The sequence below is a fragment of the Corynebacterium sp. HMSC065H09 genome (genome assembly GCF_001812845.1).
Taxonomy (GTDB): Bacteria; Actinomycetota; Actinomycetes; order Mycobacteriales; family Mycobacteriaceae; genus Corynebacterium; species Corynebacterium jeikeium_D.
This window is the reverse complement of the sequence record NZ_KV810585.1, coordinates 222,409-234,829: the sequence shown is the minus strand read 5'-3', so window position 1 is coordinate 234,829 and position 12,421 is coordinate 222,409. Positions and strand designations below refer to the sequence as shown.

At 58.1% G+C, this 12,421-nt stretch carries 13 protein-coding genes; 2 read left to right on the top strand and 11 right to left on the bottom strand.

Going from position 1 to position 12,421, the window contains the following annotated elements; genetic code table 11:
- Window positions 1–180: 180 nt before the first annotated feature.
- Window positions 181–1,008 (bottom strand): translation elongation factor Ts, encoded by an 828-nt coding sequence (tsf, locus tag HMPREF2878_RS04950; RefSeq protein ID WP_049170780.1) that lies wholly within the window; start codon window positions 1,006–1,008, stop codon window positions 181–183.
- A gap of 55 nt (window positions 1,009–1,063) precedes the next feature.
- Complete coding sequence (rpsB, locus tag HMPREF2878_RS04945) at window positions 1,064–1,885, bottom strand: 30S ribosomal protein S2 (protein WP_040360682.1); 822 nt, start codon at window positions 1,883–1,885, stop codon at window positions 1,064–1,066.
- A 377-nt stretch (window positions 1,886–2,262) separates the two neighbouring features.
- Between rpsB and HMPREF2878_RS04940 the strand changes: the two genes are divergently transcribed.
- Window positions 2,263–2,784, top strand: coding sequence for a murein hydrolase activator EnvC family protein (locus tag HMPREF2878_RS04940; protein WP_065421708.1), 522 nt, complete (start codon window positions 2,263–2,265; stop codon window positions 2,782–2,784).
- A gap of 14 nt (window positions 2,785–2,798) precedes the next feature.
- On the opposite strand, the gene HMPREF2878_RS04935 is transcribed toward HMPREF2878_RS04940, so the two are convergent.
- The 9 genes from HMPREF2878_RS04935 to HMPREF2878_RS04895 form a co-directional block, all read right to left on the bottom strand.
- Window positions 2,799–3,653 carry a tyrosine recombinase XerC gene (locus HMPREF2878_RS04935; protein WP_070652971.1) on the bottom strand — a complete coding sequence of 285 codons (855 nt, stop codon included), beginning with the start codon at window positions 3,651–3,653 and terminating at the stop codon, window positions 2,799–2,801.
- 291 nt (window positions 3,654–3,944) lie between these two features.
- Window positions 3,945–5,081, bottom strand: a complete 1,137-nt coding sequence (gene dprA, locus HMPREF2878_RS04930) for a DNA-processing protein DprA (protein ID WP_070652940.1) — start codon at window positions 5,079–5,081, stop codon at window positions 3,945–3,947.
- A 29-nt stretch (window positions 5,082–5,110) separates the two neighbouring features.
- Window positions 5,111–6,643: a YifB family Mg chelatase-like AAA ATPase gene (locus HMPREF2878_RS04925; protein ID WP_049194022.1), complete on the bottom strand. Its 1,533-nt coding sequence runs from the start codon at window positions 6,641–6,643 to the stop codon at window positions 5,111–5,113.
- Complete coding sequence (locus HMPREF2878_RS04920; RefSeq protein WP_070652939.1) at window positions 6,644–7,066, bottom strand: YraN family protein; 423 nt, start codon at window positions 7,064–7,066, stop codon at window positions 6,644–6,646. It lies immediately after the preceding gene.
- Window positions 7,067–7,277: 211 nt separating this feature from the next.
- Window positions 7,278–7,580: a DUF2469 domain-containing protein gene (locus HMPREF2878_RS04915; RefSeq protein ID WP_005509529.1), complete on the bottom strand. Its 303-nt coding sequence runs from the start codon at window positions 7,578–7,580 to the stop codon at window positions 7,278–7,280.
- A gap of 54 nt (window positions 7,581–7,634) precedes the next feature.
- Complete coding sequence (locus tag HMPREF2878_RS04910; protein ID WP_224783775.1) at window positions 7,635–8,339, bottom strand: ribonuclease HII; 705 nt, start codon at window positions 8,337–8,339, stop codon at window positions 7,635–7,637.
- Window positions 8,314–9,111 (bottom strand): signal peptidase I, encoded by a 798-nt coding sequence (gene lepB, locus HMPREF2878_RS04905; RefSeq protein WP_048735525.1) that lies wholly within the window; start codon window positions 9,109–9,111, stop codon window positions 8,314–8,316. The genes HMPREF2878_RS04910 and lepB overlap by 26 nt, the downstream gene beginning before the upstream one ends.
- A gap of 74 nt (window positions 9,112–9,185) precedes the next feature.
- Complete coding sequence (gene rplS, locus HMPREF2878_RS04900) at window positions 9,186–9,527, bottom strand: 50S ribosomal protein L19 (RefSeq protein ID WP_048761860.1); 342 nt, start codon at window positions 9,525–9,527, stop codon at window positions 9,186–9,188.
- A gap of 139 nt (window positions 9,528–9,666) precedes the next feature.
- Window positions 9,667–11,076: an HNH endonuclease signature motif containing protein gene (locus tag HMPREF2878_RS04895; protein ID WP_049170763.1), complete on the bottom strand. Its 1,410-nt coding sequence runs from the start codon at window positions 11,074–11,076 to the stop codon at window positions 9,667–9,669.
- A 341-nt stretch (window positions 11,077–11,417) separates the two neighbouring features.
- Here HMPREF2878_RS04895 and HMPREF2878_RS04890 point away from each other — a divergent pair, with 341 nt between their 5' ends.
- Entirely contained in the window at window positions 11,418–12,401 is a 984-nt protein-coding gene (locus HMPREF2878_RS04890) for a DUF1648 domain-containing protein (RefSeq protein WP_070652938.1), read from the top strand.
- The last annotated feature ends 20 nt before the right edge of the window (window positions 12,402–12,421 follow it).

Here is a 12,421-nt window from a genome sequence, read left to right as displayed (position 1 = left end):
ACCATGCACCTTTCTCACACCGTTTAAAAAGTCGCAGACGAGTCTACCCGGTCACGACAGCAAGGCACACTTGACGCTCCGCATTATCGGCTACAGGACAGCAAAATACCCCGCCCGGGTTCCCGAGCGGGGCATTTAAACTAGCTCACAGCTAGAGGCTTATGCACAAATTACAGCGAATTAGTGCTGGCCAACCTCGAAGCGAACGAAACCGGTCAGGGTAACGCCAGCCTCTTCCATGAGCTGCTTAACGGTCTTCTTGCTGTCGGCGACAGACGGCTGCTCCAGCAGAACAACGTCCTTGTAGAAGCCGTTCAGACGACCCTCGACGATCTTGGCGATAGCCTGCTCCGGCTTGCCCTCTTCGCGGGTGATCTTCTCGTAGACAGCGCGCTCTGCCTCGACGCGGTCGGCCGGGACATCCTCGCGGGACAGGTACTGAGCCTTCAGAGCGGCAACCTGCATAGCTGCTGCGTGAGCAGTCTCTGCAGCACCCTCGCCCTCACCGGTGTAAGCAACCAGAACTCCGACAGCTGCCGGCAGGTCTGCTGCACGGCGGTGCAGGTAGACAGCGATGTTGTCGCCCTCGAGAGTAGCGGCGCGACGCAGCTCCAGCTTCTCACCGATCTTTGCGGAGAGCTCCTGGGTAGCGTCAGCTGCGGTCTGACCGTCGAGGTCAGCTGCTGCGAGCTCTTCCGGGGAGTTTGCCTTGACTGCTGCGGCAGCGTCGGCGACCTTGTTGGCGAAGTCGATGAACTCCTGGTTCTTGGCAACGAAGTCGGTCTCGGAGTTGACCTCGACCATGGTGTTACCAGAAACAGCGATCAGGCCCTCGGCGGCGGTGCGCTCTGCACGCTTGCCGACGTCCTTTGCGCCCTTAATACGCAGGATCTCGACAGCCTTGTCGAAATCGCCGTCGGTCTCGACGAGTGCGTCCTTACAAGCCTTCATGCCGGAGCCGGTCAGCTCACGGAGCTTCTTGACGTCAGCAGCAGTGAAATTCGCCATGCTGGGCGTTCCTCCTTGTGGTGGTTAGAACTTGTGGTGGTTAGAAAGTTCAGCTTTACTCAGCGGATGCCGTCTCAGTTGCAGTGGAGCCCTCGGCGTCCATCTCTGCAGCCTGGTCGGTGTTCTCAGCGGCGGACTCGATCGGAGCGTCGCCTGCTGCCTCGCGAGCAGCGTTGGCCTCGCGCTCAGCGCGAGCCTTGCGGCCCTCTTCAACAGCGGTGGAGATGATGCGGGTCAGCACGGAAGCAGCGCGGATTGCGTCGTCGTTGCCCGGGATCGGGAAGTCAACGTCATCCGGGTCGCAGTTGGTGTCCAGGATGGCAACAACCGGAATGCCCAGCTTCTTAGCCTCGGCGACAGCGATGTGCTCCTTGTTGGTGTCAACAATCCACAGTGCGGACGGAACCTTGGACATGTCGCGAATGCCGCCCAGGGTGCGCTCCAGCTTGGTGCGCTCACGGGTCAGCATCAGGATTTCCTTCTTGCCGCGACCCTCGTAGCCGTTCTCAGCAGCGTCCATTGCCTGAAGCTCCTTCAGGCGAGCCAGGCGCTTGGAAACGGTGGCGAAGTTGGTCAGCATACCGCCGAGCCAGCGGTGGTTGACGTATGGCATGTCAACGCGCTCTGCCTCGTTCTGAACGGCTTCCTGAGCCTGCTTCTTGGTACCGACGAACAGGATGTTGCCACCGTGAGCGACAGTCTCCTTGACGAACTCGAAAGCCTCGTCGATGTAGGTCAGGGTCTGCTGCAGGTCAATGATGTAGATGCCATTGCGCTCGGTGAAGATGAAACGCTTCATCTTCGGGTTCCAACGACGGGTCTGGTGACCGAAGTGGACACCTGCATCGAGCAGTTCTCGCATGGATACAACAGCCATGTCATATTCAGGGAAGATCCTCGCGTCCAGCCTGACTAGGGCTGCGGCTGCTTCCCTTCCTTTCTTATCCGATATAGGTGGTTACAGTTCACGCACAGGCTTTCCCTGTGCCCTAGCGCTCCCCCGCTGCCTCACACCCGACAGATATCCTTGCCGAGCACCCGTGAACCAGCCGGAATGGGTCGCGCGCGTAGTCTTTGTGCTAATGACCGCCCATTAAGGCAGACACCGCGAGCGTCATCTTATCTGATACATCGCACAGGTCGCAATATCTGACACGCCCTGCTATCCACAGGACAAAAAGTCATCCACAGCTAGAACCGTTTGCAATGCACTGCCGCTTGTCGACGAGTGCAGCGTCCGCCACACTATCGCGCATGACGACCAAGCAGAGTTTCAAGCGCTCGCTAATGCGCACATTAGCGCTATTCGTGCTCGCTGTCGCGCTAACAACACCCCCAAGCCCACCTGCAGCTACCGGCGAGCCAATATCCGCTAGTGCGCATACCTTCCCTGTGCACGGCAAAATACTACGCGACTACGCCCCACCGGAAAAACGCTGGCAGCCTGGACATCGCGGAGTAGACCTGAACGCCTCCCCGGGTCAGCCAATCCGCGCCTCAGCTCCCGGTGTGGTGCATTTCGCCGGTTCAATCGCCGGAATGACGTCCGTGTCAATCATGCACGCCGATGGCATCCGCACAACCTATCAGCCCATAGATACCGCGTTAGAAAAGGGAGACCACGTGGCCGCTGGCCAGGTGATTGGTCATCTTGTGGTCAACGCCAAACATCCCGAACCGGGCCTGCATTGGGGCGCACTGCGCGGCAAAGACTATCTCAACCCACTGGATTTGATACAGCGGAGACCAATCGTGCTCAAGCCTGTACGCAATTAAACAACCCTGCGCGATTAAGCGCGCGGATGTGCCCGCTTGTGTACTTCACGGAGGCGGTCCGCTGAGACGTGGGTATAAATCTGCGTGGTCGCCAGACTCGAATGACCGAGCATCTCCTGCACCACACGCAAGTCAGCGCCACCTTCCACCATGGCTGTGGCCGCAGAGTGCCGGAGCGAATGCGGTGAAACATCAGCCCATTTATGAATCACTCGGCGCGCCTGACGAGGATTCAATCTACCTCCACGCACACCGAGAAAAAGCGCATGTTCGGCCTGTGCGGAAGCATGAAAGCTTCCACGCACCTGGAGCCAGCCTTTGAGTGCCGCCTCCGCTGGTACACCGAAGGGCACGATGCGCTGCTTGTTCCCCTTACCCACTACCGAGATGATGTGGCGGGAAAAGTCCACATCAGAGACGTCGGCCTTGCACAGCTCCTCTACACGCATCCCAGTGGCATACAACAGTTCCACAATGGCCAAGTCGCGAGCCGCAACTGCGCTGTCCTCGGAGGAGACTTTCTCGATTGCCTCCTCAACCCTCTCCGGCGAGAGCACTTCCGGAAGATGCTGATGTTTCTTCGGCGTTGACAGCCGCAGCGACGGATCAGCATCGAGAATTTGCCGAGCTACGAGCCAACTACAGAACTGGCGAATGGACGTCGTTAAGCGAGCCAGCGATGACCGCGCAGCACCCTCCGCATGCTTCGCGCCGAGGTGCGCACGGATGACAGGGGTGGAGAGTTCACTGATGTGGTCCAGGCCGGCGAGGAGGGGGATGAGATCGGCTCGATAGGCACGGACGGTTGCGTCAGAGAGTCTGCGGGAATAAGTCAGCTCATCGAGAAAATCCATGAGCACGGCCTCAATATTGGCGGATAACCCGAGATCCGGCTCAGTCCTGTCGTCGTTATTGGTTGCGCGCTTCACGGTTCTGACCTTAGTAGATGCACACCGCGAGACCTCACCAGACAGCGGAAAAAGGCAGTGACTCCGACTTTCGCCAGAGCCACTGCCCTATTGCCTCACCCATGTCACAAGCCCGTTTCCGTAACAGTTACTTAGGCTTGCCTTGCCTATATTACTGAGCGTACAGAGAATTGCAATACCTAATTCAAGATTTTTTCGAGATTCTCTGCAGAAGGCTTTATTAGCGCCTCACTAACGCTTCTGTTCCTGGCGCAACCACCCACCCTCCACCCGACTGGTCAGCCCCCGTCCCTGCAGCTCCAGCAACAAATGTGTCGTAAGCGCCACGGCCAATCCCGCCTGCGCTGCGACTTCTCCCACCGGCGTTGGCTCCGCAGAATTCAGAGAGTCGTAGACAGCGAGCTCGTTTCGAGAAAGCTTCTGCACCGCCGACTTTTCCCACAACAATTCAAGCTGAGCATCCTCATTCACTGTGCCAACTGACCGATACAGCGACCGCACATTATCGGCACTACACACCAGGACAGCCTCGCCACTGCGGATTAGGTCATGACAGCCAGAGGTAGTTTGCAGCGTCACCGGTCCCGGCACTGCTCCCAAGGGCTTGTTTAGCCTCACTGCCCAGTGCGCTGTGTTGCGCGCCCCTGAACGCCAGCCCGCCTCGACGATTGTGGTTGCTCGCGATAGGGCCGCTACCAGACGATTCCTAGTCAAAAACCGATGCCGCGCAGGTCGCACCCCCAGTGGATACTCCGTAATCAGCGCACCCCGCTCTGCAATCCCGTCGAAGAGTTCTGCATGCGCCCGCGGATAGTCAACCCCTACACCACCGGCTCCGACCACAACCGTAGTGCCGCCAGCGTCGAGCGCAGCTCGATGCGCCGCGGCATCAATACCCAACGCACCACCACTGATGACACTAACCCCCGCATTCGCGAACTGCCCCGCGAATTGGGCCGCCACCTGTGTCCCGTAGCTGCTGGCCATCCGCGTTCCGACAATCGCCACCGCTTCACTGACCACGTCCCGCAAGTCACGGCCACGCACCCACAGCGCAAGTGGTGGTGCATCGGCGCGGTCACGGACTTCGAGCGTCGTAAAGCAGGACAGCAGCTCCCCCGGCCACTCTGGGTGCCCCGGATAAATAAGACGCCACCCCATCGCTGCCGCCAGCTCCAAATCGTGGCCGCTCTGGTCAACGTCGGCTCGCGCCTGCGTCGTATTGAGCAGACCTTCCGGCAGCCCGGCGCGAGCCTTGATCCTCTCTGCTACCTCTACCGGCCCAAACTCCGTCACGAGCCGCACAATCTGCGGATGCGTCGCCTCTACCACACGATTCAGGTAAGCCCACGCGTGAATTTCGTCCATTTCTCCCCCTTGATAATGGTTCGGTTGTATTAGCCGCCCTCGCGGTCATGCAGCTGGCAGGCGCGTTGCACGTGCTCGAAGGTAAACGCGTCTACTCCCCCGAGATCTGCGAGCGTCCACGCCACTGCGATTACTTTGTCCACTCCCCGCTGGGTAATCTCTCCGTTCCTCAACTGGAAGTCCAATAACGCCATCGCTTCTTCGTCTAAGCCCGCGTGACGACGGAGAAGCGAGCGTGGCACACTCGCGTTGGTGACGGCTGCTTCGTCGGCAAGCCCCAGGGCCTGCCACCTATGGCGGGCACGGTCACGTGCGGCCTGTACCCGATCGCGAACGGCCGCGGAGGGCTCATTGTGTGCTTTGTTTTTAATTCCCAGCTTGGCCCCGGCAGGACTGAGCGTGACGTTGAGATCCATGCGATCGCGTAGCGGGCCCGATAATGCGCGACCATGCTTGGCTCGCTCGGTACTAGAACAGGTGCATTCGCTGGCATACGCCGCCCCACACCGACAGGGATTGGTCGCCATGACTAGTTGTGTTCTCGCCGGAAAAGTCACTCGATGGTGCGTACGCAGGTGGACGACCACCCCGTTTTCCATCGGCATCCGCAACGCATCCAATACCGCCGGGCGCATGAGGGTGATTTCGTCCAAGAAGAGCACCCCATGGTGGGCAAGGCTAATCGCGCCGGGCTTGGGCACAGCACCGCCGCCGACTAACGCTGCCACAGTCGCGCTGTGATGTGGAGCCACAAACGGCGGATGTTGAATAAGAGTGTCCGCAGTATCGAGCGCTCCGGCCACCGAATGCAGCGCGGTGACCTCCAGCTGCTGCCACTTCTGCAATGGCGGCAGAATTGTGGGCAAGCGCTCAGCGAGCATGGACTTCCCAGTTCCCGGAGAACCCTGCATGAACAGATTGTGCCCACCTGCTGCGGCTACCTCGAGGGCGAAGCGGGCCTCAGGTTGGCCATCGACATCGGCCAGGTCTACCGAGAAGGCTTGTTCGCTGGGGTCGTCGTTAAGCGCGGTCGTCAAACCTGAGCCGGTGAGTACCCAGCCCCATAGCTGTGTGAGGTCGGCTGCGGTGCAGACTGCGATGCCGTCGACGAGCGCGGCCTCGGCGGCGTTGGCGGCGGGGACGACAACCCAACGGGCACCTGCCTCGCGGGCGGCAAGGACCTGCGGCAGCACTCCACGCACCGGGCGAATGGAACCGTCGAGCCCAAGTTCGCCAATGAGAACCGTGTGGCGGAGACGACCTCGGGCCTCCATGTCATCGCTGGTTGCGATAAGGATGGCGCAGACGATGGCGAGGTCAAAGCTAGTGCCGTGCTTGCGGATATGCGCCGGAGACAGACTCACCACGACTTTTGTCTTCGGCCAGGGCAACTGCGAGTTAGCAACCGCCGTGCGCACGCGATGTTTGGCTTCTCCGACGGCGGCATCGCCGAGCCCACCGATATACATTCCTGGCAAGCCACGCCCAACATCGGCTTCCACCTGCACAATAGTTCCTTCAATGCCGCTGAGGCTGACTGCAAGAGCTGTACCGACAGTCATCTAGCAGTCCCACATGATCGCGTCGCTGATTGCGGGAATGTACGTAACTGCAACGACTGGAGGGCCGGACGAAGGGCTGGACACTGTGACTTCTGCGCAGTCGATAACTACGGACTCTAACCAGTAGGTAGAACTCTCTGACAGCCATTGTGCCGCTGCCTTGCGCAAATGACGAAGCTTGGCTGCTGTGATGGACTCTCTGCCGTCCCCAAACTGACTACTTCGCGAGCTGCGCCGCGTTTTTACCTCCACAAAATGCAGCCTGCCGTTGATGTCTTCAGCAATAAGATCGAGCTCATAGCGCCCCACCCGCTCATTCCGAGCAATAATTTCCCACCCCTGGTCCTCCAACATCTCGGCGACGAAATCTTCCCCAAACGCGCCGAGCTGTCTCGTAGTCAGTTCTTCAAAGCTCTGTGTCATCGCCCTGGTCCCCCTGGTCCCCCGTTGAATTGTGCCTTGGCGGTTTACTGCCTAGACTTTTGCCGCCTTGGCGGTTCGGAAACACTCTTGCACAGCGGGCATGACAAAGGCCCTCCGATAAATGCTCAGAGGGCCCTAACTGTGGATAATTTTTCGACTGTGGATAACTGTTAGCAGCTAGCCATAACAAGTGATGACAGGCGACGATAACCTACGGCAGTCGCAAGTCCGGCTTATCCAGTTCCTCGATATTGACATCCTTGAAAGTGATAACGCGCACGTAGCGGACAAACCGAGCCGGGCGATGGACATCCCACACCCACGCATCCGACATCCGCAGCTCGAAATAGACCTCGTTTTCGCTGTTGTGCGGAATCAGCTCCACAGCATTAGCAAGGTAGAACCTGCGCTCCGTCTCAACAACGTACGAAAACTGACTAACGACATCGCGGAACTCCTTGTACAGGGATAGTTCAACGTCGGCCTCGTAGTTTTCTAGATCTTCTGCGCTCACGACCGCGACGGCTCCTTCGAGTGTTTACATGTTGCTCTTTTTGTACATGTTGGTCTATTCGGGGTGCTCAAGATACTCCGCGTGTGCCAAGCGCACATTGCGGTATGACCACCGATGCTCCGGGGTTGCGCCATGGCGTGAAATCGCTTCCATATGCGATGACGTGCCGTAGCCCTTATGCCCCGCCAGACCATAGTCCGGATACTTCTCCGATAGGTCAACCATAATGCGGTCGCGGGTGACTTTGGCTAAGACACTCGCAGCAGCAATACATCGGCAAGCGGAATCACCACCAATCACGGGCAAATAGGGTGCCGTGAAGCCAGACACTTTGAGTGCGTCGGTAAGCACATAGCCAGGACGCTGTCCCAACCCGGCTACCGCGCGGCGCATTCCAGTGACATTCGCGTCCTGAATGCCGAATTGGTCGATGTAGGACGCGGGAATCGTCGTCACGCAAAAAGAGGTGGCGAAGCGTTGGATGAGCGGAAAGAGCCGTTCACGTGCGGCCGGCGTGAGCTTTTTAGAATCGGTGAGCTTATCCAGCTCTGCGATAGGGCGTTCTGGAAGGCAGCAGGCGGCGATAACTATCGGGCCTGCACAGGCGCCGCGACCAGCCTCGTCGACCCCGGCTACAGGTCCAAAGCCGCGCTTTGCCAGCGCGACCTCTATCGTGCGCGACTGCTTCAGCCTCCGCAGTTTCGGCGCCGGCGGCGTGAGCAGACTGTGCTGACTAGTTGTGCTGGATGTCCGGATCATCGACGCCACCGATGCGGTTAAACGGCAGGATGATTGCCTGCACCTTGCCGACGACGTTATCCAGTGGCACAGTACCCTGCAGCTCGTCGCCCATGTGATAGCGAGAGTCCGCGGAGTTGGTGCGGTTATCACCCATGACCCACAGATGCCCCTCCGGCACTGTTACCGGCCCGAAGTACGGGCCACCACACTGCTCTGAGCCAAGATTATCCACCACCGGCTTGTCTGCTGGAGTTTTAATGAAATCCTGGTCTGTCATCTTGCCGTCAACCATGATGCCGGGATCTCCTGGGCGACACTGCACAGTCTGCCCACCCGTGGCAATCACACGCTTGACCAACGCATTTTCATCAGGGGCGACAAGGCCAATCCAGGAACCAACCGTCTGCAGCGAGTTTGCCACCGGGTTAGTAGAACGCTGTGACACGTAGTTACTATTCCAGGACTCCGGGCCATTAAAGACGACAACATCGCCGGGCTTGGGATCTGAGAACTGGTAGGAAACCTTATCCACCCAAATGCGGTCACCGGTGCACCCGACACATCCGTTGAGCGTCGGCTGCATCGACTCGGATGGAATCACGTAGACACGGCCGATAAAGGACTGCACACCAGCACTGATGAGCAGGGCAATCACGATAATGATTGGAATCTCGATGTACCACGGAGTGTGCTTTTCAGGCTCCTCGTCAAGTTTCCGGAAGCCTTTCAAGCCTTCAGTACGGTCTTCTTTTTGGCCGTCAGTCTGTTCGCGAGAATCGTCGTCGGTCATGGGAAAAGACTATACGCGATAGAAAAATCCCCACCGAGCTCAACACTCGATGGGGATTATTTTGCGCCAAAAGACTAGCGGCGCTCCTTGATGCGTGCAGCCTTACCGCGCAGGTTGCGCAGGTAGTACAGCTTCGCACGGCGAACGTCGCCCTTGAAGACAACGCGAATCTCGTCGATGTTCGGGGAGTGCACCGGGAAGGTACGCTCAACAGCGATACCGAAGGATACCTTGCGGACGGTGAAGGTCTCGCGGACGCCGCCGCCCTGACGACGGATAACGACGCCCTTGAAGACCTGAATACGCTCGGTCTTACCCTCGACAATCTTTACGTCGACCTCGACGGTGTCACCAGCGCGGAACTCCGGAATGTCGTCGCGCAGGTATGCTGCATCAACCTTGTCAAGAATGTTCATGGAAACTTATTCCTTTACTTTTTGCATAGACAGAGGACCCTGGCGGCGCTTTCCCACAGAGGGACGCTCGGCCGGTTCATGCCCGAAACAGGTAAAGCTGCCTATAAAGACAACCTGGAAATTATTACACACCCCCTGGTCAGAAACCAAACTCTTCCATGTTCGGCGGGTCTTGCGGGTCTTGGGGAGCTTCCGAGTCTTGGGGGTCTTGCGGGTTGGGAGTATCGGTGTCTTCTCCCCTGCGCGCTTCCTCGACCAGCTTCCGTGATTGCTCTATCAGCTCCTGGCGATACTCGTTATATTCTGCCAGCGCCTGCGTCATCCGCAGTCCCCGTTTGTCGAAAGTGTAGCGCCCGTGCCCGGCAAGCGGCCCGTCTTCCAGGCTCACCGCCTTTTTGCCCGTGCTTGACGACGTCCACAGTTCCACCCCATCCCGATCACGTGCAACATTCCACAGACCAGCTGTTTTCATGTTGTGGTGCCGGCGGCAGAGGCAGTGGAGGTTCGGCGTTTCTGTTGCCCCGCCCTCCTCTGGGTGCTCTTTGTCGTACGGCTCAATATGGTCAATGTCGCAGAGCTCCGCGGGTACATCACACCCCGGAAAGCGACACGTTCCGTCCCGACCTTTAACGAAGGCTCTCTGACTTTCGGTTGGGGCGTAGCCCTCCGCGGTTTCGTCGGCAAGCATACGAATATGCGTGACCTTATCAATCCACGCCTGCGTAGCTAACTGCGAGATCCAGCCAACGCCGCCAAGCCAGGCGGTGCGGGGACGCTCCTCTGTGGCAGGACAGTATAGGTTGAGTACGATTTTTGCCTCGGCGGTGCCGCGGATGAGGTGTGTCAAAGCTTCGACTCGAGTGCAGCCAGCTGAGCTGGAGATGGACTCGAGGGTGGTTTTGAATTCGAGAGCGCGGGTCTTTTCCAGCTCCATAAAAACTTCCGCGAAGTTGTCGCTCTCTTCAAAACCGATACTCTCTCCTACTATTTCGCGTTCTCCTGCAGGAAGCAGCGGATCGACATCACCCGGAAGGTTTTTGGGGCGAAGCTGAGGTTCAATTTCTTCGATAACCCGTTGCAGGAATTTATGTAGGCTGCGAACTCCCCGGAGTGCCTCGCCATGCTTTCGGGGAATGACAAAGCGGGCAATTTCTTCTTCAACAGCTGCACGCACCTCTGGATCGTGGAGCGGCGCTGTCGCGCGAGCAATGGTGATCAGATGCGCAAAGGGCAAATGAGCTCGAGCTTTAATAAAGGCACCCAGCCGGGGCATACGCGCTAACTGAATGCCGACCTCTACATACTCGAGCGCCTTACCGCGGGAAATACCCAACTCGGGTGCGATTTCAGCAATGTATGCATCCACATCAATCTCAAGCGACTTCGGCGTGCAACCGCAAGCTATACCCAGTTCCAGGCGATTGCGTTGGATACCCGCCACCGCCAACTGGTTCGTGGATGACTCGTGGAAAAACTGCGGCGCTTCAGGCAGCAGAGCCGCTTGGTAAACATCGGACGGTTGTTTGGCCGGACTATCTTTTTCAGACATTGTTCCCCCAAAGCCCCAACCCCGCTCAGTGTCGATAACCAGTGAATACCACTAGCCCAACGCCAAGAAGAGAAGCTCAAGCACTTTGTTCTTGATGCCTCCATTTTAGCACACCCATTCGATTGCGCAACCCCTTTAATAAAACTTTTTCGCTTGTACATTCGAGTGAATTGTTGAGCGTGTTATCAAATGTCACGAGGTGCATCTTCTGGCGAAACTCCGCGCACACTAAGACGGCACGCTACAACCGCTCGCTACAACGTCACGCTGATACAGCACTCCAATAACGACCGCTGCCGACCGTTGCTACAAAGCCCCCCCCCAACTGCTAGATTGTCTCCATGCAGCAGATTCCACGCTTTGACCCCTGGATTGTTCGAGGAACAATCATCGCCCCGTGCGTTCTGGCGATTGCACAGCTTCTGTGGGTAATTGCCATTTCCGACCGACTACCGGAGCAGTTAGCAACGCATTGGAGCGGTAGCGGCACTCCCAACGGTTTCATGCCGCCAATTCAAAGCACATTGATTATGGGCATCATCGTCATCGCATGTGCGCAGATCGGTTGGCTCGGTGCAAAGACCAGCACGCCGCTTGTCGTGCGCAAGCCAATTGCAATAACCAACCTCGCCCTCTGCGGCTTCTTAATCGGCATTGAATTCGCGATTATCATCCCGCAGATCGGCACGACGGACCCTACGACCGCCCGAATCGGCTGGATCTATGCAATAGCCGGCGTCATCATCGGCCTAGTAGCGGCCCTGCTCGTGACGCGCCGCCTCAAGGACTACTCCTCGCTTACCGACGCCACGGTCACCGAGCCGACATCGCCACAGTTGCCCCATCGAGAAGGAGCCCCGACTCCCATCGATGTCAGTGTGACCATCTCTAAGGGGGTCAAGGTCACCCTCGCAGTCTGGTGCGTGGTGTCTGTAGCGCTCGCAGTGTTCCTGCCAAGCCTCGGCATTGTTTTTCTGCTGTGCACGCCGCTATTCCTCATCGCATATGAAACCGGCATGACACTAGACACGGACCCGAAGACAGATTCCATTACCGTTTTTAACGGCTGTGGACCGCTGAAGATGAAACACCCCATTGAGCTTCGAACCATCAAATATGCGAAGCCGGCCACTTATAACTGGGCCGACGGTGGCGGTATTGGGCTTCGACTTGGCAATGATGGCCGCATCACCGTGGCGGCACGGTCAGGCGAGGCAGTCAAGATTGAGACCTCGGGGTCCGATTACACCATCGTCGTACCGGATGGAATGGCTGCGGCTGTCGCGGGTGAGATCAACAGCCGCATCGACGCTATGCGCCAATAGGCTATGCGCTAATAAATCAA